This is a genomic window from Shigella sonnei, assembly GCF_002950395.1.
Lineage (GTDB): Bacteria > Pseudomonadota > Gammaproteobacteria > Enterobacterales > Enterobacteriaceae > ECMA0423.
This window is the reverse complement of sequence record NZ_CP026802.1, coordinates 1,498,699-1,519,031: the sequence shown is the minus strand read 5'-3', so window position 1 is coordinate 1,519,031 and position 20,333 is coordinate 1,498,699. Positions and strand designations below refer to the sequence as shown.

Genomic DNA, 20,333 nt, shown 5'->3' with positions numbered 1-20,333 from the left:
AAACTTTGCGTTATCGCAGTTTGTTGTAATTTTCTGACCACTGCGCCATATCCAGAACAGAACTATCAGCAGGAACATCCTGGAGATCGTGCGTTACCTGAACGACGGGGATCGCCAGTTCGCGAACTTCGCTGAACACCCACTGGCGAAAATTATCGCGCAGAGCCACATCAAGACGGCTGAATGGCTCATCCAGGAGTAACGCTTTTGGCTGAGCGAGAAGGGCGCGCAGCAGGGCCACCCGCGCTCGCTGACCGCCTGATAATGTCGCAGGGTCCTGGTGATAAGTTTCAGCCAGTCCCGCTCGATCAAGCGCGTCTTTCACGGCATTGCGCCTGGCAGTCCCCTTGAGCGTCGACAGTAGCGCCAGCAGTAAATTTTGCCCGACGCTGAACTGGTCAAATAACAGTGCATCCTGGAAAAGAATGCCAATCTGACGCTGTGCGGTGGGTAGCATGTCAATCCGTTGCTCATTGAGCCATAGCTCACCTGTACAAGAAAACTGTCCAGCCAGTGCACCAATCATCCATGAAAACAGAGTGGATTTTCCACAGCCAGACGGCCCCATTAACGTGACGATGTCACCTTTATCAACCGTAAAGTTAACGTTTGTCAGCAAGCGGCTTTCTGGTAAACGTAGCGAAACATTTTTCACGCAGAGCATTAGCGGAGTCCTTGTCTGACATAACCTACCCATTTTGCGACTAACGCGGTCAGGGCAAAAATAATAAGCGGTAACAACAGTTGCCATAAAGCCTGGGCGGCGAGAATACCGTTGCTGCCGCCGCTGCTTAATGCCACCGCCTCAGTGGTGAGCGTCGGAAAACGCCCCGCGCCCAGCCACAGCGTCGGCATATACTGCGCAATACTGACTGAAAATCCCACCGCGAAGGCAATCAGCACAGGGCGCAACATGAGTGGGCATTTCACGTAAAAGAAGATTTTGGCCCGCGACCAGCCCAGTGTTTGCGCAATCAAAATTAACCGTGAATCAATGCGCTGCCAGGCGGGTTGCAGGATAAACAGCATCCACGGCATTACCCACAGCAGATGCCCCCAGACCACCGCCGTCCAGCTTCCATCTAGGTTCAGCCATAGCGCCAGCGTGTACTGGCCCGCCACCAGTGGCAGATCGGGCAATAGAATGGGCAACCATAGCCACAACTGGCGACGCTGTGGCCCCCATTCCAGCCACAGCAGTAACAGGAGCAAAGCGATGAATGTTGCTACCAGCCCCATTGTCAGACTGTTGATGAGTGCTTCACTATTGATCGTCGACTGATCCGCGAGGATCGCCAGCAGAACCACACACAGCACACCGGTTAAGGGTAAAAAACTCGCCAGCGTAGTGCCTGGTAATAAAGGTGTGGCAGGCATTGCGAATGCCATCTACGCGGGGAATAGTGCGCCGCCAGCTGCGCCATAGCAGATAGCTCAGCAAAACGTAGGCGGCGAGTAACAGCATCAGCAGCAGACTGGCGAGTGCGCCTTTCGTTTGTTGATCCGCGTCGCCCTGAGTTAACCACTGCCAGCTAATTACTGCCAGCGTCGGTGGATTACCTGGCCCAAGAATAATCGCCACATCCACGACCGAAAGCGACCAGGCAACAATCGCCAGCATCGCCATTGCCAGCGAAGGCGCGACGGAGGGCAACAGCAGCCAGTTCAGGCATTGCCAGCGGCTGTAGCCCAGCGAATCCAGCACAATGACCTGCTGCAACAGCCGTTTTTCGCTCAATACTGCCGCTAAGATCCACAGCAGAAATGCGCTTTCTTTCACTGCAAGGGTGAGGCCCAGACCGATGCCAAATCGGTCCATTGGCGGAGTGAAATACGGGAAATAGTCATATAGCAGCCCTCCGTCAGCAAAGAGCAGCAGGGCGCTGGTGGCAAAAGCCACATGGGGAATGGCGAGCAGCCACGGCAGACGGGCGCACATACGCTGCCATTTCGGCCCAGGCCATAGCGCCACAATCACCAGCAGGGCAATCAACAATGCCCCGACCGCCGCGATGGTTGTCGATACCAGCGTTGCCAGTAATGCATGCGGTAACTGTGGATCGGCAAATAACGCCTGCCAGTGTGTCAACGACAACGCAGGCGATATCAGCGTGAGAGCTGCCGGGATCAGCGGTGCATAAATCACCGCCACCATCGCCCACAGCAAAAAGATTAATGCGTACCGTAACGGCGTAACCATTCTTGTTCCAGTGCATTCACCCATCCTGCGTGCGGTTCAGCCAGTACCGGCGGCAGATCCTGCGGCATTCTTGATTGCAATATTTCGCGCTGCCCGTCAGGCAGTTTTTGCGGATCGAGAACAGAAGGATCGCCCCAGACAACGGGATCTGCTTTACGCAGTTGCGCATCGGGTGAGAGCAGGAAATTGGCAACTACCTTCGCCGCAGCACTGGCATTCGCGTTGGCTGGAATGGTGACGAAATGCACGTTGCCAATCATCCCCTCGCGAAAGCCAAAACTGTAACTGCTTGCCGGCAAATCGCCGCTGGCGATTTTTTGCTGCGCATGCGCGGGGTTAAAGGTCAGCGACAGGCGCAATGTGCCGGCTTTCAGCAGAGCATCCATCCGCGCGGGCGAAGGCGGGAAATCCTTTCCTTCGCGCCACAAATACGGATGCAGTGCATCAAGATATTGCCACAAGGGCGCAGTGACACGGGCGAAAGTCGCATCGTCCGGCGCTTCTTTTAATGCGGCGGGATCTGGCGTCAGCATAATCAGCAACTGTTCAAGAAACGCCGTGCCGCTAAAGTCCGGTGGGCGCGGATAAGTAACCGTGCCGGGATTGGCTTTAGCAAACTCCAGTAAGGCTTGCGGCGTTTGTGGTGGCTGTGGCGTAACATCGCGGCGGGCGATAAACGTCAGTTGTGCGCCGCCCCAGGGCGATTCCGCACCTTGTGTCGGCACTGAAAAATCTTCCCGCACCGGCAGCTGTGTGTCGACATAGCGCCAGTTGGGCAGAGTCTCCGCCCAGCCCGTTTGTAATAAATTGGCCTCTTTTAAGGTGCGGAAGTTTTCGCCGTTCACCCAGAGCAGATCCACCGAGCCGCCCGTTTTACGACCGGCAGCAGCTTCGGTCTGAATGCGCTTCACCGCGTCTGCGGCATCCGCGAGACGAACAATCTTCAGGTTTATAGCGTAATGGGTTTTCATCTCGCCGCTAACCCAGTCGAGATAGCGGTTAATTGCGGTATCGCCGCCCCAGGCGTTAAACCAGACGGTTTGCCCTTTGGCCTCATTTTTAATTTCCTGCCAGTCACTGGCATGTGTTGCCAAAGAAAACAGCGATAACAATCCCAGCAACCACCCACAATGGCGCATCTTCTCTCCTTAAGAACGTTTTTCCGGAATACGGCACAGCCCCTGAGCGGGAATGTCCATGGCAGAATTAAAACGAGCCGACAGGTTTTGCAGGCCGATCAATGCCGTCAGTTCGGTGAGCGCCTGAGCGTCAAAATGCGCAGCCAGTCGGGTACGCAGGGCATCATCGACTGTTGGCGGTGTGACGCTTGCGGCTTCGGCGTACTCCAGCGCCAGCCGTTCTTCATCGCTAAAGAGCGGGCTTTGCCGCCAGTCAGCCACTGCCAGCAGTTTATCGCTGCTGCCGGTACGCTCGGCGACTTTCATACTGGTGATATCCACACAAAACTCACACAGGCACATTTGCGCAATGCGCGCGCTGACAAGCGATCGCACTACCGGATCGAGCGGTGAGCGTTTGCGCTCCAGCCACCCAACAAACATTGACACCAAATAAAAGATAAACGGGATCCGCCCCCACCAGCGAATCGGGCTTAGCACCTCGCCGTAATGGCGACGATGCAGCCACGCCTGCGGACGTAAAATGAAAGGAATTTTGCTAAGCGGCGGTAAACCCATCAGTCATTCCTCTTCTGGCGCTCAAGCCATATTTTCTTCGCCATAAAAATCACCACGGTCAGGGCAAACAGAATAAACAGTCCGGTGACAAACCAGAAAGTACCGCCTGTTAACATGCTGCCCGCCCAGGAATAAACAATAGTCGTCGGTAATTGACCAAGCCCGGTGGCGATAAAAAACGAGCGAAAACGTATTGAAGTCAGATCGGCAGCATAGCTGATTGGATCGAAAGGGACAAAAGGCAATAACCGACAGACCAGGATGGTGTGTTTGCCGTAGCGAGTGAAAAAGCCGTCCATACTGTCAAGCACGGTTTTGCCGGTTAATTTTTCCACCACTTCGCGGCCCATCACTCTGGCGATAAAAAAGCACAGCGCCGCGCCGGCCATCGAACTGGTCCACGACAGCAAGCCGCCCCAGAACGCGCCAAACAGCGACGCATTGGCAAAGGTGATCAAAAACGCAGGTAGCGGTGCAGCAATGGCCTGTAAAATCATCAACAAGAACGAGACAACTGCCGCCAGTGCGCCGTAAGACTGAATAAAGCGTTCTATACCCTGTTGGTCCACGGCGGCAAACGCCGCAACGCTGCGATTGATAAACTCATGGACGCCGGGAAGCAGCGCCCATGCGAGCAGCATAGCGAACAACAGGATGATGAGGGTTATACGGTAGTACCAGATTTTACGCGATTGCATCTTCATCATCCTTTATCCTGGCTTTATTCGGTGATTTTAAAGGTAACCGTTGCCAGCGTGTTATCCGCCGGGAGAACTGAGGCATTGCCTTTGAATTTCACTTCGCCGCGTTTTTCCACCGCACCATAAGTGTATGTTGCATTGCTGACGATGCCGACCGGGCAGCTATCCAGACACACCAGGCAACCCGTTTTCTTCTCTTCTGCTGCCGTTAAATTACCGCCAAAGCGCATGTCCAGTTTCTTGCCATTACTGTCAACAATCACTTCATCGAAGGAATACGCTTTTGCCGCCCCTTGCCAGTTGACCGAAATATCCAGTTTGCTGCCTGTGACATGAGTCGTTTCTTTATTATCCATCGTCATGTTTTCGCCCGGCGTACCACCTGCCTCTTTCAGGGCTTCATAAAATGCTTTCGGGGTCGCATAAGCCATAAACAGCGATTTATGTCCGTTGGAGCCATCTTTAAACACAATACCGTGACGAGTGTCGTCGGTGAGGAAACGACCATTAATTTGCACCAACATGGTTACCGTATGGTTATTGGCATCGACGCGCAGCGGTTGGCTGTTCGAAAGTCCGTCGTATTCCACTTTTGCCGCCGCATTCTCTTTTTGATCGCAGCCGCTAAGCCCGGCAACAGCCAGTAAGCAGAGTGCAGCCAGTCCTTTTTTCCATGACACTGAATAATGTTGCGACATCGTTCTATCCTTCATTTTTTGGGTGAGTAAGCGGGCTGCGGCGCGAAGCAGACAGATCCACATGTTTGTGTCGGGCGTAGAGTTTTGCGAGCTGGACGAGAATAAACAGCGCCAGGCCCGCCAGACAGAGTTGTAAAATAAAGCGCAGCGTAATGCCTTCATTGGCGAGATCGCTTGCCATCACGGTATAAATAACAATACCGGGCAGGGTCGTGAGTGCCGAAATAAGGGTATAAGGCCAGAAGGCGATGGTGGTTAATCCGTAAGCGTAATTTTGAATATTGTAAGGAAACAACGGGATTAAGCGGGTCAGAATAAGAAAATCAATACCGTTACGCGCAATGCCTTTTTCAATGGCCTGGAAGGTATGGCTATGGCCCACGTATTTCAGCAGTAAATCACGTCCCAGCCACCGCGCCAGCAGGAATGAGCACGAGGAGGCCAGCGTGGCGGCAATTAATGAGAGTAGTGTCCCTAAGAGCGGGCCAAAAACTATTCCTCCAGCGATCACCAGTATGCTTCCTGGTAACACAAAGAGGGTGGCAATGATGAATAACAGAATATAGAGGCTATAACCGAACAATCCGCTCTGGCGAATGAGTGTCTGTAAGTGGGGTAAATCGGTGAGCAGATCGAATAAACCGAAAGCGTGGATAGCGTAAATGACCAGCGCAAAAATAAGACAGGCGAAAAGAAATTTACGCTCAGCATTCATCGTGGAGTTTCCTATATCAAACTTGATAATAGAGAAGTGGTCAGACAACTAAAAACGCAGTGACGGTATAACAAAGGACGGCAGGCAACAAATCATTACTGACAGTTTGTTGATTTTTCTCAAGGTTAATTCTCCTGACCCAGTTTGAGCCAGGAGAGCTGCTAAATTAGCGGCGGAAGGTCGCCCAGACGGGGGCGTGATCGGACGGTTTTTCCATGCTGCGAATTTCATAGTCGATGCCGGTTTCTACGCAACATTCTGCCAGCGGTTGGCTGGCGAGCAGCAGGTCGATGCGCAGACCACGGTTATCGTCAAAACCTTTTGAGCGGTAATCAAACCATGAGAAACGATCTGCTGTTTGCGGATTAGCATGGCGGAAGGTATCGACCAACCCCCAGCTCATCAGCCTGTCCATCCATTCGCGCTCTTCCGGCAGGAAAGAGCATTTACCGGTACGCAGCCAGCGCTTACGGTTTTCTTCGCCAATGCCGATATCCAGATCTGTAGGGCTGATATTCATATCGCCCATAATCAGTACCGGATTATCACGTTTGAGTTCGGTTTCCAGGTAGTTTTGCAGATTCTGATAAAACTGCGCTTTTGCCGGGAATTTTATCGGATGGTCGCGGCTTTCACCCTGCGGGAAGTAACCGTTGATCACGGTGACATTACCCAGCAGTGAGGGGATTTCCGCCATAATAATCCGCCGCTGCGCCTCTTCGTCGTCACCGGGAAAGCCGCGACGCACGGCAATCGGCGTCTCTTTGGTCAGCAGCGCCACGCCATAATGGCCTTTCTGCCCGTGATAAAACACGTTGTAGCCGAGCTTCGCCACCTCTTCGAGCGGAAACATATCGTCATGAACTTTTGTCTCCTGCAGGCCAATCACATCCGGTTGGTGCTTTTCGACGATGGCTTCAAGCTGGTGAGGTCTGGCGCGCAGGCCGTTGATATTAAAAGAGACAAATTTCATAGTCGCTGCCATTTATTCAGATAAAGAGTGCGTGGATGGTAGCAGAATTTCGCGTTGCTTACCGCCTGTTGTTAAGTGATTTGATCGATGGTTGTTAATGATGTCAACGATGGCGCAAAAAATGCCCGCTTTTGGTGCGCGCTGCGTCAGAATGGCGCAGTAATTTCCAGTAAATTTCGTCAATGATCACAATTCCAGAATTATATTTTACTTCTGCATAACATTGCGTTTTTTATTCTTTTTATTCACCCACATCGCAAACGTATTCACTTTATATGCACTTTAAATGCATATGGTTTGGTTATAACTCCTTGATTTCCAGTTAGCCTCCGCCGTTTATGCACTTTTATCACTGGCTGGCACGAACCCTGCAATCTACATTTACAGCGCAAACATTACTTATTGTTAACATATAGATAGCGAATTATTTACTGTAGAGGTCGCTATGTCTCAGCCAATTACGCGTGAAAACTTTGATGAATGGATGATACCTGTTTACGCTCCGGCACCCTTTATACCGGTACGTGGCGAAGGTTCGCGCTTGTGGGATCAGCAGGGGAAAGAGTATATCGACTTCGCGGGTGGCATTGCGGTGAACGCGCTGGGCCATGCGCATCCGGAACTGCGTGAAGCGCTGAACGAACAGGCGAGTAAGTTCTGGCATACCGGCAACGGTTACACCAACGAGCCGGTACTGCGACTGGCGAAAAAATTGATCGACGCCACGTTTGCCGATCGCGTCTTCTTTTGTAACTCCGGTGCGGAAGCCAACGAAGCGGCGCTAAAACTGGCGCGTAAATTCGCTCACGACCGCTACGGCAGCCATAAGAGCGGTATCGTGGCGTTTAAAAATGCGTTTCATGGTCGCACGCTGTTTACTGTCAGTGCGGGTGGGCAGCCAGCCTATTCACAGGATTTTGCGCCACTGCCACCAGATATCCGTCATGCTGCATATAACGATATTAACTCTGCCAGCGCGCTGATTGACGACGCCACCTGTGCGGTGATTGTCGAACCCATCCAGGGGGAAGGCGGTGTGGTGCCAGCCAGCAACGCGTTTTTACAAGGTCTGCGTGAATTGTGTGACCGCCACAATGCGCTGTTGATTTTTGATGAAGTACAAACCGGCGTCGGGCGCACCGGGGAACTGTATGCCTATATGCACTACGGCGTGACACCTGATCTGTTAACTACCGCCAAAGCGCTGGGCGGCGGTTTCCCGGTCGGTGCGTTGTTAACAACCGAAGAGTGCGCCAGCGTGATGACCGTTGGCACTCATGGCACCACCTATGGCGGCAATCCGCTGGCCTCGGCGGTGGCGGGCAAAGTGCTGGAGCTCATCAACACACCAGAGATGCTTAATGGCGTTAAACAGCGTCACGACTGGTTTGTTGAGCGTCTTAATACCATTAATCACCGCTACGGTTTGTTCAGTGAAGTTCGCGGCTTAGGTTTGTTGATTGGCTGTGTACTGAATGCCGATTACGCCGGACAAGCGAAACAGATCTCTCAGGAGGCGGCGAAAGCAGGCGTTATGGTACTGATTGCGGGTGGCAACGTGGTGCGTTTTGCGCCTGCGCTCAATGTCAGCGAAGAAGAGGTGACGACCGGACTGGATCGCTTTGCAGCTGCTTGCGAACACTTTGTTAGCCGAGGTTCATCATGATGGTCATCCGTCCCGTTGAGCGCTCAGATGTCTCGGCGCTGATGCAGCTTGCCAGCAAAACGGGCGGCGGCCTGACGTCGCTTCCCGCCAATGAAGCCACGCTTTCCGCGCGTATCGAAAGGGCAATCAAAACCTGGCAAGGCGAACTGCCCAAAAGCGAGCAGGGCTATGTGTTCGTGCTGGAAGATAGCGAGACAGGCACCGTGGCGGGGATTTGCGCCATTGAGGTGGCGGTTGGGCTGAACGATCCCTGGTACAACTATCGGGTCGGCACGTTGGTTCACGCCTCAAAAGAGCTGAATATCTATAACGCATTGCCGACGCTGTTTCTTAGTAACGATCACACCGGCAGCAGCGAGCTGTGCACGCTGTTTCTCGACCCGGACTGGCGCAAAGAGGGCAACGGCTATTTGCTGTCGAAATCGCGCTTTATGTTTATGGCGGCTTTTCGCGACAAGTTTAATGACAAAGTGGTTGCTGAAATGCGCGGGGTGATTGACGAACACGGCTATTCACCGTTCTGGCAAAGCCTCGGTAAACGCTTCTTTTCGATGGATTTTAGCCGCGTCGATTTTCTCTGCGGCACCGGGCAAAAGGCATTTATTGCAGAACTGATGCCGAAACATCCGATCTATACCCACTTTTTATCCCAGGAAGCCCAGGACGTCATCGGTCAGGTACATCCGCAAACCGCGCCTGCCCGCGCGGTGCTGGAGAAAGAAGGTTTTCGTTACCGCAACTATATCGACATCTTCGACGGCGGGCCAACGCTTGAGTGTGACATCGACCGCGTGCGCGCCATCCGTAAAAGTCGGCTGGTGGAAGTGGCAGAAGGGCAGCCTGCGCAGGGCGATTTTCCGGCCTGCCTGGTCGCCAATGAAAATTATCACCATTTCCGCGTGGTGCTGGCGCGTACCGATCCGGCAACCGAGCGTTTGATTTTAACCGCCGCACAACTGGATGCCCTCAAATGCCACGCAGGGGATCGCGTTCGTCTGGTGCGCCTGTGCGCAGAGGAGAAAACAGCATGACTTTATGGATTAACGGTGACTGGATAACGGGCCAGGGCGCATCGCGTGTGAAGCGTAATCCGGTATCGGGCGAGGTGTTATGGCAAGGCAATGATGCCGATGCCGCTCAGGTCGAACAGGCTTGTCGGGCAGCCCGTGCGGCGTTTCCGCGCTGGGCGCGGCTCTCATTGGCTGAACGTCAGGTCGTTGTCGAACGCTTTGCCGGATTGCTGGAAAGCAATAAAGCCGAATTAACCGCGATTATTGCCAGAGAAACGGGTAAGCCGCGCTGGGAAGCGGCAACCGAAGTGACGGCGATGATCAATAAAATCGCGATATCAATTAAGGCGTATCACGTTCGTACCGGCGAGCAGCGTAGTGAAATGCCGGACGGTGCGGCGAGCCTGCGACATCGCCCGCACGGCGTGCTGGCGGTGTTTGGGCCGTATAATTTCCCTGGTCATTTGCCGAACGGACATATCGTTCCGGCATTGCTGGCAGGTAACACCATTATCTTTAAACCCAGCGAACTGACACCGTGGAGTGGCGAAGCGGTAATGCGTTTATGGCAGCAGGCTGGCTTGCCGCCGGGCGTGCTGAACCTGGTGCAGGGCGGGCGTGAAACGGGTCAGGCGCTGAGTGCGCTGGAGGATCTCGACGGTTTGCTGTTTACCGGTAGCGCCAATACCGGCTACCAGCTGCATCGCCAGCTCTCCGGTCAGCCGGAGAAAATTCTCGCCCTTGAGATGGGCGGTAATAATCCGCTAATTATCGATGAGGTGGCGGATATCGACTCGGCTGTCCATCTGACCATTCAGTCGGCGTTTGTCACAGCCGGGCAACGCTGCACCTGCGCCCGCCGTTTATTGCTCAAAAGCGGAGCACAGGGCGATGCGTTTCTTGCTCGTCTGGTTGCCGTCAGCCAGCGATTAACGCCGGGCAACTGGGATGACGAACCGCAGCCGTTTATTGGCGGGCTGATTTCTGAACAGGCCGCACAGCAGGTGGTTACTGCCTAGCAGCAACTGGAAGCGATGGGCGGACGAACCCTGCTTGCGCCGCGCTTATTACAATCAGAGACATCGTTGCTGACGCCGGGGATCATTGAAATGACAGGCGTTGCTGGCGTACCAGATGAAGAGGTGTTCGGACCGTTATTGCGCGTCTGGCGTTATGATTCTTTCGAGGAAGCGATTCTAATGGCGAATAACACTCGCTTCGGACTCTCTTGCGGTCTGGTTTCCCCCGAGCGGGAAAAATTCGATCAACTGTTGCTGGAGGCGCGGGTGGGGATTGTTAACTGGAACAAACCGCTTACTGGTGCTGCCAGTACCGCGCCATTCGGCGGCATTGGTGCATCCGGTAACCATCGCCCCAGCGCCTGGTATGCCGCAGATTACTGCGCATGGCCTATGGCGAGCCTGGAGTCGGACTCGTTAACTTTGCCCGCAACGCTTAACCCCGGGCTGGATTTTTCCGATGAGGTGGTGCGATGAACGCCTGGGAAGTTAATTTCGACGGGCTGGTAGGGCTGACGCATCATTACGCTGGCCTGTCGTTTGGTAATGAAGCCTCTACCCGTCACCGTTTTCAGGTGTCTAACCCGCGACTGGCGGCGAAACAGGGCTTACTGAAAATGAAAACCCTTGCCGATGCGGGATTCCCCCAGGCCGTGATCCCGCCGCACGAGCGTCCGTTTATTCCGGTGCTGCGTCAGTTGGGATTCAGTGGTAGCGATGAGCAGGTACTGGAAAAAGTTGCACGCCAGGCACCGCACTGGCTTTCCAGCGTCAGCTCCGCTTCGCCAATGTGGGTAGCCAATGCGGCAACGATCGCGCCATCTGCCGATACGCTGGATGGCAAAGTGCATCTCACCGTTGCCAACCTGAACAATAAATTTCACCGTTCGCTGGAAGCGCCCGTCACTGAATCGCTGTTAAAAGCTATTTTTAACGACGAAGAGAAATTTAGCGTCCATTCGGCGTTGCCGCAGGTAGCGTTGCTCGGTGATGAGGGGGCGGCAAACCACAATCGTCTCGGCGGTCATTACGGTGAGCCGGGTATGCAACTTTTTGTCTACGGGCGAGAAGAAGGCAATGATACCCGGCCTTCCCGTTATCCGGCGCGACAGACTCGCGAAGCCAGCGAGGCGGTGGCAAGGCTTAATCAGGTGAATCCCCAACAGGTGATTTTCGCCCAGCAAAACCCGGACGTTATCGACCAGGGTGTTTTTCATAATGACGTGATTGCCGTAAGTAACCGCCAGGTGCTGTTTTGCCACCAACAGGCGTTCGCTCGCCAGTCACAGTTACTGGCAAACCTGCGGGCGCGGGTGAACGGTTTTATGGCGATAGAAGTTCCGGCAACTCAGGTTTCCGTGTCGGATGCGGTGTCTACCTATCTGTTTAACAGCCAACTGTTGAGCCGCGATGATGGTTCCATGATGTTGGTGCTGCCTCAGGAGTGTCGGGAACACGCCGGAGTATGGGGTTATCTCAATGAACTCCTTGCCGCTGACAACCCGATTAGCGAACTAAAAGTCTTTGATTTACGTGAAAGCATGGCGAATGGCGGCGGCCCGGCGTGCCTGCGGTTGCGGGTAGTATTGACAGAAGAAGAACGCCGGGCGGTGAATCCGGCGGTGATGATGAACGATACGCTGTTTAATGCGCTCAATGACTGGGTGGATCGTTACTACCGCGATCGCCTTACTGCTGCCGATCTGGCCGACCCGCAATTGCTGCGCGAAGGGCGGGAAGCACTGGATGTATTGAGCCAATTACTGAATCTCGGTTCGGTTTATCCGTTCCAGCGCGAGGGAGGGGGCAATGGATAATTTTCTTGCTCTGACCTTAACGGGTAAAAAACCGGTTATCACCGAGCGAGAAATCAACGGCGTTCGCTGGCGCTGGCTGGGCGATGGTGTGCTGGAACTGACGCCATTAACGCCACCGCAAGGCGCGCTGGTGATTTCTGCGGGGATCCACGGTAATGAGACGGCACCTGTGGAAATGCTGGACGCGTTGCTTGGCGCGATATCTCACGGCGAGATCCCGTTACGTTGGCGGTTGCTGGTGATCCTCGGGGATCCTCCTGCGCTGAAGCAAGGGAAACGTTATTGCCATAGCGATATGAACCGAATGTTTGGCGGTCGTTGGCAGCTATTTGCTGAAAGCGGAGAAACCTGTCGGGCGCGCGAACTGGAACAGTGCCTGGAAGATTTTTATGACCAGGGCAAAGAATCTGTGCGTTGGCACCTTGATCTACATACCGCAATTCGTGGCTCCTTGCATCCTCAGTTCGGTGTATTACCGCAACGCGACATTCCCTGGGACGAGAAATTTCTGACGTGGCTGGGTGCGGCGGGGCTGGAGGCGCTGGTGTTCCATCAGGAGCCTGGTGGTACGTTTACCCATTTCAGCGCCAGACATTTTGGCGCGCTGGCCTGTACGCTGGAACTTGGCAAAGCGTTGCCCTTTGGGCAAAACGATCTTCGCCAGTTTGCAGTAACTGCCAGCGCAATTGCTGCGCTGCTATCTGGTGAGAGTGTCGGTATCGTGAGAACACCGCCGCTCCGTTATCGGGTGGTTTCGCAAATTACTCGCCACTCGCCGTCCTTCGAAATGCATATGGCAAGTGACACGCTGAATTTTATGCCGTTTGAGAAAGGAACATTGCTGGCGCAGGACGGAGAGGAACGTTTTACCGTAACCCATGATGTAGAGTATGTGTTATTCCCTAATCCGTTGGTAGCGTTGGGATTACGCGCGGGATTAATGCTCGAAAAAATAAGCTAATACTTACCCGCAGAAATCATTCTGCGGGTATTAAGTTGCTTTCTTATAAATTAATACAGATTAATCCTGGTTATTTGCTTTATTTATCACCAGTCATCCGGTATAGTTCTTCATAATCTCTGCAAAATCATTGTGTTGTAATATTCTCTCATCACTCTCCATCAAATTTTCTTTTTTTCTCCATAATTGGCGCAAAAGTGTTTTTTACACTTTCATTGTTTTACCGTTGCTCTGATTAATTGACGCTAAAGTCAGTAAAGTTAATCTCGTCAACACGGCACGCTACTTAAGAAAGCCGTAATAAATAACTGAAAGGAAGGATATAGAATATGCGTAAATTAACTGCACTGTTTGTTGCCTCTACCCTGGCTCTTGGCGCGGCTAACCTGGCCCATGCCGCAGACACCACTACCGCAGCACCGGCTGACGCGAAGCCGATGATGCACCACAAAGGCAAGTTCGGTCCGCATCAGGACATGATGTTCAAAGACCTGAACCTGACCGACGCGCAGAAACAGCAGATCCGCGAAATCATGAAAGGCCAGCGTGACCAGATGAAACGTCCGCCGCTGGAAGAACGCCGCGCAATGCATGACATCATTGCCAGCGATACCTTCGATAAAGCAAAAGCTGAAGCGCAGATCGCAAAAATGGAAGAACAGCGCAAAGCTAACATGCTGGCGCACATGGAAACCCAGAACAAAATTTACAACATCCTGACGCCGGAACAGAAAAAGCAATTTAATGCTAATTTTGAGAAGCGTCTGACAGAACGTCCAGCGGCAAGGTGATGCTGCCAACTTACTGATTTAGTGTATGATGGTGTTTTTGAGGTGCTCCAGTGGCTTCTGTTTCTATCAGCTGTCCCTCCTGTTCAGCTACTGACGGGGTGGTGCGTAACGGCAAAAGCACTGCCGGACATCAGCGCTATCTCTGCTCTCACTGCCGTAAAACATGGCAACTGCAGTTCACTTACACCGCTTCTCAACCCGGTACGCACCAGAAAATCATTGATATGGCCATGAATGGCGTTGGATGCCGGGCAACTGCACGCATTATGGGCGTTGGCCTCAACACGATTTTACGTCACTTAAAAAACTCAGGCCGCAGTCGGTAACCTCGCGCATACAGCCGGGCAGTGACGTCATCGTCTGCGCGGAAATGGACGAACAGTGGGGCTATGTCGGGGCTAAATCGCGCCAGCGCTGGCTGTTTTACGCGTATGACAGTCTCCGGAAGACGGTTGTTGCGCACGTATTCGGTGAACGCACTATGGCGACGCTGGGGCGTCTTATGAGCCTGCTGTCACCCTTTGACGTGGTGATATGGATGACGGATGGCTGGCCGCTGTATGAATCCCGCCTGAAGGGAAAGCTGCACGTAATCAGCAAGCGATATACGCAGCGAATTGAGCGGCATAACCTGAATCTGAGGCAGCACCTGGCACGGCTGGGACGGAAGTCGCTGTCGTTCTCAAAATCGGTGGAGCTGCATGACAAAGTCATCGGGCATTATCTGAACATAAAACACTATCAATAAGTTGGAGTCATTACCCAGCGGCAAAAGGTAAAATGCCTGCAACTGCTGAATAATCTTTCAGCCAAAAAACTTAAGACCGCCGGTCTTGTCCACTACCTTGCAGTAATGCGGTGGACAGGATCGGCGGTTTTCTTTTCTCTTCTCAAACAGTTGTAAAAAAAGCCTGATCACCACTAACGTAAATCACCCGAGTTGCCGATAACCATCCACGGTTACCTGAACGATAACAATGAAAAGAACGGGCCGGGAGCGAGTATGGAATACTTTGATATGCGTAAAATGTCGGTGAATCTGTGGCGAAATGCTGCCGGTGAAACGCGCGAAATTTGCACTTTCCCACCGGCAAAACGTGATTTTTACTGGCGTGCCAGCATTGCATCCATCGCGGCGAATGGGGAGTTTTCTTTGTTTCCCGGCATGGAAAGGATAGTGACGTTGCTGGAAGGCGGCGAGATGCTCCTTGAAAGCGCAGACCGCTTTAACCATACCTTAAAACCGTTACAGCCTTTTGCCTTTGCAGCGGACCAGGTGGTAAAAGCGAAACTGACGGAAGGGCAGATGTCGATGGATTTCAACATCATGACACGCCTGGATGTCTGTAAGGCGAAAGTCAGAATTGCCGAACGTACGTTTACTACCTTTGGCTCACGCGGCGGGGTGGTGTTTGTGATTAACGGGGCGTGGCAACTGGGCGATAAATTGCTCACTACCGACCAGGGCGCGTGCTGGTTCGATGGCAGGCACACCCTGCGGCTTTTACAACCGCAAGGTAAACTGTTGTTCAGTGAAATCAACTGGCTCGCTGGTCATTCGCCGGATCAAGTTCAGTAATTTCATAGTTACCGGAAAGCAGCGGCTTACAAAGAATTTTATAACCGTCGTGATCAAACCCGGCGGGTGTCCGAATTAACGTTGTCGCTTCTTCCAGCGAATTAACCGCCCCCAGCCACAGCCAGTTTTGAATAATATGATATTGAGTCATTTCCGGGTGCTGTTCTTTCAGTGCCACCGCACCTTGCCAAGGCCAACACACCACCCGCAAACGCTCCAGAGACTGGCGCAAGCGTAGCGCATGTTCCTCATGGCTCTCTTTACCGCAGCATGCTCCGGCGCAACGTTTTAGCGCTGAACGAAAACATGCACGACCGCGACTTAACGGTTCCAGTCCCAGCAGGCCATAACAAAGTTTTTGTTCATCAGCGATGGTCTGCAATGCTTGCAAAGCTGCGCGCCTATTGGCAAACAGGCCAAACAGGTTGGGGGCTCGTGAAAAATCCACCTCTTTGGCATACACCACATCGACGCGCTTTTCATTTAATTGCAGGGCACAGAGCTGGCGATTGCGGCGCAACCGTTTATTAAACAGCGGCTGTTGTTCTTTGATTAATCGCGCTTCAAGGAGCAGAGCGCCGATTTCGCCTGCGGTACAGATCCAGCTAATTCGCCGGGATTGCCGTAGCATGGCGGCTTCATCCGGGGTGCGTAAATGAGAAAGCACCCGACTGCGGATATTAACGCTTTTGCCGATATAGAGCGGCATGGTGTCACTTTCGCCATGAAACAGATACACCCCTGGTCGGGTGGGTAAGTCATTAAGGAATGAACGTAAATGTTCGGGATATTCATAAATTGCCGCAGCTTCAAATTCGAGCCGCGGAGAAGTTAAACGCCGTACCACTGTTGACTCCGAATGCTGGTTATCTATCCAGTGTAACAGGCGGGGAGCGATTAAAAAAGAGGCGGGTCGATGACAAAGGTTACACCGTCTGACGTGCTACGCCTGTCAGGCCTATTCGACTCCTGCAATATATTGAATTTGCATAGTTTTGTAGGTCGAATAAGGCGTTCACGCCGCATCCGGCGTGAACAAATTACTCTTTTTCGCACAAACCATTATGTGCAAATTATTACTTTTTCCAGAAATCATCGAAAACGGTAATTGGCGGACGGCGTTTATGTTCGGTTTTCAGATACCAGTTCTCTATTGTTCTGGCGACCTGTTCAGGTACGTTTTTCCCTTCCAGATAGTCGTCGATATTGTCATAGGTCACGCCGAGTGCCACTTCATCTGGCAGAGAAGGGCGATCATCTTCCAGATCGGCCGTTGGCGCTTTCTTATAAAGGTGTTCCGGGCAACCTAATGCCGCCAGTAACTGTTTACCCTGACGTTTGTTGAGACGATACAGCGGATTAATGTCTGTACCGCCGTCACCATATTTAGTGAAGAATCCGGTAATGGCTTCTGCTGCATGATCGGTGCCCACCACGACACCGCTGGTCATACCCGCAATGCTATATTGTGCTTTCATCCGCTCACGCGCTTTTTCATTGCCACGGACAAAATCGCTCAGTTCAATGTCTGCTTCCCGCAATGCCTGTTCGCTGGCCAATACCGCGCCCTTGATATTAACGGTTAATACGCGATCCGGTTGAATAAAGGCAATGGCATCCTGGCAATCTTGTTCGTCGGCCTGAACACCATAGGGCAGGCGTACGGCAATAAATTGCAGTGATTCGTTGCCGGTTTCCAGGCGCAGCTCATTAATCGCCATCTGGCACAGCTTTCCGGCAAGCGTGGAGTCCTGACCGCCGCTGATCCCGAGCACCAGTGATTTAATGAACGGATAAGTTTGCAGGTAGCTTTTCAGAAAATCGATACTACGACGAATTTCCTCTTCAGCATTAATCTGCGGTTTTGCGCCCAGCGCCTTTATTATTTGTTGTTGCAATGTCATTGAACCCCTCCAGACAGAAAAGACAAAACTTCCTTAAAGCTAACCCGTTGCCACTGAAACGACAAGCGACAGCGGGCTGAATGGTGGTTAAAACGTCATACAGGAATCCTCTGAAAGCGGAGCCGTTTCGTTCGCGGGCTTGAAAAAGCGCCCAATGTATTCCAGGCTTATCTAACACGCTGATAAACAAGAGGACGGAATATGAACAAGAATATGGCAGGAATTCTGAGTGCAGCGGCGGTATTAACCATGCTGGCGGGTTGTACGGCTTATGATCGTACTAAAGACCAGTTTGTACAGCCTGTGGTGAAAGACGTCAAAAAAGGCATGAGCCGGGCGCAGGTTGCACAAATTGCGGGTAAACCTTCGTCTGAAGTGAGCATGATCCATGCTCGTGGTACTTGCCAGACCTACATCCTGGGTCAACGTGATGGTAAAGCAGAAACCTACTTTGTCGCGTTAGATGATACCGGACATGTCATCAACTCCGGTTATCAGACCTGTGCTGAATACGACACTGATCCACAGGCTGCGAAGTAATCAATTCGTCTGAAAGCTTGAGTAACAACGGAAACCGGCCATTGCGCCGGTTTTTTTTGGCCTGAGTTCTTAATTATCTTCGCGAATTATTTGCCCGAAATGTGAAGAGGGTCATAACCACAGGTCAAGGAGAAACAATTTATAAGGTCAAAGAAATACTATTGCTCAGGTCTATACCGTATACTCCTTTCAGCCACAAAAAAAGTCATGTTGGTTTCGCAAGTTACCCAGAGCATGGAAGCAGGTTAAGGCTTGCGGAGTGTCTGGCTGACAGATAATCGTCGATGAGGGCAGTTTTATGGAAAAGAAACACATTTATCTGTTTTGTTCTGCGGGCATGTCTACCTCTTTACTGGTATCAAAAATGCGCGCACAGGCAGAAAAATATGAAGTTCCGGTCATTATTGAAGCATTTCCGGAAACACTGGCTGGTGAAAAAGGTCAGAATGCCGATGTCGTGTTATTAGGGCCGCAGATTGCTTATATGTTGCCCGAAATCCAGCGTTTGTTACCCAACAAACCGGTTGAAGTAATTGACTCGCTGCTTTATGGCAAAGTCGATGGTTTAGGCGTGCTTAAGGCTGCGGTTGCAGCGATTAAAAAAGCCGCAGCAAATTAATTTATTTTAAATTTTCCCGTCAAAGAGTTATTTCATAAATCAATACCGCAATATTTAAATTGCGGTTTTTAAGGGTATTTTTCTATGAGTAATGTTATTGCATCGCTTGAAAAGGTACTCCTCCCTTTTGCAGTTAAAATAGGAAAGCAGCCACACGTTAATGCAATCAAAAATGGCTTTATTCGCTTAATGCCGTTAACCCTTGCGGGGGCCATGTTTGTATTAATTAACAACGTTTTTCTAAGCTTTGGGGAGGGGGCGTTTTTTTATTCCTTAGGTATTCGCCTCGACGCCTCAACCATTGAAACACTTAATGGCCTGAAAGGTATTGGCGGCAACGTATATAACGGAACATTAGGGATAATGTCTTTAATGGCACCGTTCTTTATTGGCATGGCGCTGGCAGAAGAGCGTAAAGTCGATGCGCTGGCGGCTGGGTTGTTATCCGTTGCAGCATTTATGACCGTCACCCCATATAGTGTCGGTGAGGCCTATGTGGTTGGCGCAAACTGGTTAGGTGGAGCGAATATCATCTCCGGGATTATTATTGGCCTGGTGGTGGCAGAAATGTTTACCTTTATTGTCCGCCGCAATTGGGTCATTAAATTGCCCGATAGCGTACCTGCTTCAGTATCGCGTTCCTTCTCGGCATTAATTCCCGGCTTTATTATTCTTTCCGTGATGGGGATTATTGCCTGGGCGTTGAATACCTGGGGCACCAACTTCCATCAGATCATTATGGATACCATCTCAACCCCACTGGCATCGTTGGGTAGCGTGGTGGGCTGGGCCTATGTGATCTTTGTTCCACTGCTCTGGTTCTTCGGTATTCATGGCGCGCTGGCGCTGACCGCACTGGACAACGGCATTATGACGCCGTGGGCGCTGGAAAATATCGCGACCTATCAGCAATATGGTTCCGTCGAAGCGGCGCTGGCAGCCGGTAAGACCTTCCATATCTGGGCCAAGCCGATGCTGGACTCCTTTATTTTCCTTGGGGGCAGTGGTGCGACTTTAGGCCTGATCCTGGCTATCTTTATCGCCTCTCGCCGTGCTGATTATCGTCAGGTGGCAAAACTGGCGCTGCCGTCCGGCATCTTCCAGATTAACGAACCGATTCTGTTTGGTCTGCCAATTATCATGAACCCGGTGATGTTTATCCCGTTTGTACTGGTACAACCGATTCTGGCGGCAATCACCCTCGCAGCGTACTACATGGGCATCATTCCTCCGGTGACCAATATTGCACCGTGGACCATGCCAACCGGTCTGGGAGCCTTCTTTAACACCAACGGTAGCGTCGCCGCATTGCTGGTTGCACTCTTCAACCTTGGTATCGCAACGTTAATTTATCTGCCCTTTGTTGTGGTGGCTAACAAAGCACAAAACGCGATTGATAAAGAAGAGCGCGAAGAAGATATCGCTAACGCCCTGAAATTTTAA

Annotated in this window: 19 protein-coding genes and 2 pseudogenes; 11 read left to right on the top strand and 10 right to left on the bottom strand. The window is 52.1% G+C overall.

The genetic code is table 11. The annotated features are described in order from the left end of the window. Positions 1-10: 10 nt before the first annotated feature. The 8 genes and pseudogenes from C1P89_RS08070 to xthA all read right to left on the bottom strand — a co-directional run bounded on the left by C1P89_RS08070 (position 11) and on the right by xthA (position 6,984). The gene (locus C1P89_RS08070; RefSeq protein WP_005138999.1) at positions 11-664 is read right to left on the bottom strand and encodes an ATP-binding cassette domain-containing protein; all 654 of its coding nucleotides are present in this window, start codon (positions 662-664) and stop codon (positions 11-13) included. After that, positions 664-2,200: pseudogene (locus C1P89_RS08065) on the bottom strand (ABC transporter permease family protein). The gene C1P89_RS08070 and the pseudogene C1P89_RS08065 overlap by 1 nt, the downstream one beginning before the upstream one ends. Then, positions 2,173-3,339 carry an ABC transporter substrate-binding protein gene (locus tag C1P89_RS08060; RefSeq protein ID WP_001215333.1) on the bottom strand — a complete coding sequence of 389 codons (1,167 nt, stop codon included), beginning with the start codon at positions 3,337-3,339 and terminating at the stop codon, positions 2,173-2,175. The pseudogene C1P89_RS08065 and the gene C1P89_RS08060 overlap by 28 nt, the downstream one beginning before the upstream one ends. 9 nt (positions 3,340-3,348) lie before the next feature. Further along, entirely contained in the window at positions 3,349-3,897 is a 549-nt protein-coding gene (locus C1P89_RS08055) for a carboxymuconolactone decarboxylase family protein (protein ID WP_000524072.1), read from the bottom strand. Further along, positions 3,897-4,604 carry a TVP38/TMEM64 family protein gene (locus tag C1P89_RS08050; RefSeq protein WP_000977126.1) on the bottom strand — a complete coding sequence of 236 codons (708 nt, stop codon included), beginning with the start codon at positions 4,602-4,604 and terminating at the stop codon, positions 3,897-3,899. The genes C1P89_RS08055 and C1P89_RS08050 overlap by 1 nt, the downstream gene beginning before the upstream one ends. A 14-nt stretch (positions 4,605-4,618) precedes the next feature. Continuing rightward, entirely contained in the window at positions 4,619-5,296 is a 678-nt protein-coding gene (gene ydjY / locus C1P89_RS08045) for a lipoprotein YdjY (RefSeq protein WP_000077941.1), read from the bottom strand. A gap of 4 nt (positions 5,297-5,300) precedes the next feature. Beyond that, entirely contained in the window at positions 5,301-6,011 is a 711-nt protein-coding gene (locus C1P89_RS08040; RefSeq protein ID WP_005138990.1) for a TVP38/TMEM64 family protein, read from the bottom strand. Positions 6,012-6,177: 166 nt separating this feature from the next. Further along, a complete protein-coding gene (gene xthA, locus C1P89_RS08035) occupies positions 6,178-6,984 on the bottom strand; it encodes an exodeoxyribonuclease III (protein WP_000673918.1) in 807 nt (268 codons plus the stop codon). Between the two features lie 445 nt (positions 6,985-7,429). Between xthA and astC the strand changes: the two genes are divergently transcribed. From astC to ves, 8 genes and pseudogenes are all read left to right on the top strand, one after another. Next, the gene (gene astC, locus C1P89_RS08030; protein ID WP_000081997.1) at positions 7,430-8,650 is read left to right on the top strand and encodes a succinylornithine/acetylornithine transaminase; all 1,221 of its coding nucleotides are present in this window, start codon (positions 7,430-7,432) and stop codon (positions 8,648-8,650) included. Then, a complete protein-coding gene (astA, locus tag C1P89_RS08025) occupies positions 8,647-9,681 on the top strand; it encodes an arginine N-succinyltransferase (RefSeq protein ID WP_000989404.1) in 1,035 nt (344 codons plus the stop codon). Before astC ends, astA begins: the two co-directional genes overlap by 4 nt. Then, a pseudogene (gene astD, locus C1P89_RS08020) lies at positions 9,678-11,156 on the top strand (succinylglutamate-semialdehyde dehydrogenase). The gene astA and the pseudogene astD overlap by 4 nt, the downstream one beginning before the upstream one ends. Then, positions 11,153-12,496 (top strand): N-succinylarginine dihydrolase, encoded by a 1,344-nt coding sequence (gene astB / locus C1P89_RS08015; protein ID WP_000994988.1) that lies wholly within the window; start codon positions 11,153-11,155, stop codon positions 12,494-12,496. Before astD ends, astB begins: the two are co-directional and overlap by 4 nt. Continuing rightward, positions 12,489-13,457 carry a succinylglutamate desuccinylase gene (gene astE / locus C1P89_RS08010; RefSeq protein ID WP_000368481.1) on the top strand — a complete coding sequence of 323 codons (969 nt, stop codon included), beginning with the start codon at positions 12,489-12,491 and terminating at the stop codon, positions 13,455-13,457. The genes astB and astE overlap by 8 nt, the downstream gene beginning before the upstream one ends. Before the next feature lie 329 nt (positions 13,458-13,786). Beyond that, complete coding sequence (spy, locus tag C1P89_RS08005) at positions 13,787-14,248, top strand: ATP-independent periplasmic protein-refolding chaperone Spy (protein WP_001228982.1); 462 nt, start codon at positions 13,787-13,789, stop codon at positions 14,246-14,248. A gap of 50 nt (positions 14,249-14,298) precedes the next feature. Then, positions 14,299-14,996 (top strand): IS1-like element IS1A family transposase gene (locus C1P89_RS08000; protein ID WP_094096600.1). Its coding sequence is split into 2 segments (ribosomal slippage): positions 14,299-14,548 and positions 14,548-14,996, totalling 699 coding nucleotides; the frame shifts between segments, so codons are not numbered across the junction. Positions 14,997-15,251: 255 nt separating this feature from the next. Continuing rightward, positions 15,252-15,827: an environmental stress-induced protein Ves gene (gene ves / locus C1P89_RS07995; RefSeq protein WP_004983350.1), complete on the top strand. Its 576-nt coding sequence runs from the start codon at positions 15,252-15,254 to the stop codon at positions 15,825-15,827. Here ves and cho read toward each other — a convergent pair. Beyond that, positions 15,787-16,674, bottom strand: a complete 888-nt coding sequence (cho, locus tag C1P89_RS07990) for an excinuclease Cho (RefSeq protein ID WP_000252397.1) — start codon at positions 16,672-16,674, stop codon at positions 15,787-15,789. The two genes, ves and cho, sit on opposite strands and share 41 nt — an antisense overlap. Before the next feature lie 229 nt (positions 16,675-16,903). Continuing rightward, positions 16,904-17,731 carry an NAD(+) synthase gene (nadE, locus tag C1P89_RS07985; protein ID WP_000175008.1) on the bottom strand — a complete coding sequence of 276 codons (828 nt, stop codon included), beginning with the start codon at positions 17,729-17,731 and terminating at the stop codon, positions 16,904-16,906. Positions 17,732-17,932: 201 nt separating this feature from the next. Between nadE and osmE the strand changes: the two genes are divergently transcribed. The 3 genes from osmE (at position 17,933) to chbC (ending at position 20,333) form a co-directional block, all read left to right on the top strand. Continuing rightward, positions 17,933-18,271, top strand: coding sequence for an osmotically-inducible lipoprotein OsmE (gene osmE, locus C1P89_RS07980; protein WP_001039044.1), 339 nt, complete (start codon positions 17,933-17,935; stop codon positions 18,269-18,271). 298 nt (positions 18,272-18,569) lie between these two features. Then, positions 18,570-18,890 (top strand): PTS N,N'-diacetylchitobiose transporter subunit IIB, encoded by a 321-nt coding sequence (gene chbB / locus C1P89_RS07975; protein ID WP_000412169.1) that lies wholly within the window; start codon positions 18,570-18,572, stop codon positions 18,888-18,890. An 84-nt stretch (positions 18,891-18,974) separates the two neighbouring features. After that, positions 18,975-20,333: a PTS N,N'-diacetylchitobiose transporter subunit IIC gene (chbC, locus tag C1P89_RS07970; RefSeq protein ID WP_000073012.1), complete on the top strand. Its 1,359-nt coding sequence runs from the start codon at positions 18,975-18,977 to the stop codon at positions 20,331-20,333.

Bases quoted from the DNA above. Each gene is read 5' to 3' on its own strand.
- astB (WP_000994988.1), top strand. From the start codon at position 11,153: ATGAACGCCTGGGAAGTTAATTTCGACGGGCTGGTAGGGCTGACGCAT.
- C1P89_RS08040 (WP_005138990.1), bottom strand. From the start codon at position 6,011: ATGAATGCTGAGCGTAAATTTCTTTTCGCCTGTCTTATTTTTGCGCTG.
- C1P89_RS08055 (WP_000524072.1), bottom strand. From the start codon at position 3,897: ATGGGTTTACCGCCGCTTAGCAAAATTCCTTTCATTTTACGTCCGCAG.
- xthA (WP_000673918.1), bottom strand. From the start codon at position 6,984: ATGAAATTTGTCTCTTTTAATATCAACGGCCTGCGCGCCAGACCTCAC.
- C1P89_RS08070 (WP_005138999.1), bottom strand. From the start codon at position 664: ATGCTCTGCGTGAAAAATGTTTCGCTACGTTTACCAGAAAGCCGCTTG.
- ves (WP_004983350.1), top strand. From the start codon at position 15,252: ATGGAATACTTTGATATGCGTAAAATGTCGGTGAATCTGTGGCGAAAT.
- nadE (WP_000175008.1), bottom strand. From the start codon at position 17,731: ATGACATTGCAACAACAAATAATAAAGGCGCTGGGCGCAAAACCGCAG.
- spy (WP_001228982.1), top strand. From the start codon at position 13,787: ATGCGTAAATTAACTGCACTGTTTGTTGCCTCTACCCTGGCTCTTGGC.
- chbC (WP_000073012.1), top strand. From the start codon at position 18,975: ATGAGTAATGTTATTGCATCGCTTGAAAAGGTACTCCTCCCTTTTGCA.
- C1P89_RS08060 (WP_001215333.1), bottom strand. From the start codon at position 3,339: ATGCGCCATTGTGGGTGGTTGCTGGGATTGTTATCGCTGTTTTCTTTG.
- osmE (WP_001039044.1), top strand. From the start codon at position 17,933: ATGAACAAGAATATGGCAGGAATTCTGAGTGCAGCGGCGGTATTAACC.
- C1P89_RS08050 (WP_000977126.1), bottom strand. From the start codon at position 4,604: ATGATGAAGATGCAATCGCGTAAAATCTGGTACTACCGTATAACCCTC.
- astE (WP_000368481.1), top strand. From the start codon at position 12,489: ATGGATAATTTTCTTGCTCTGACCTTAACGGGTAAAAAACCGGTTATC.
- chbB (WP_000412169.1), top strand. From the start codon at position 18,570: ATGGAAAAGAAACACATTTATCTGTTTTGTTCTGCGGGCATGTCTACC.
- astC (WP_000081997.1), top strand. From the start codon at position 7,430: ATGTCTCAGCCAATTACGCGTGAAAACTTTGATGAATGGATGATACCT.
- ydjY (WP_000077941.1), bottom strand. From the start codon at position 5,296: ATGTCGCAACATTATTCAGTGTCATGGAAAAAAGGACTGGCTGCACTC.
- astA (WP_000989404.1), top strand. From the start codon at position 8,647: ATGATGGTCATCCGTCCCGTTGAGCGCTCAGATGTCTCGGCGCTGATG.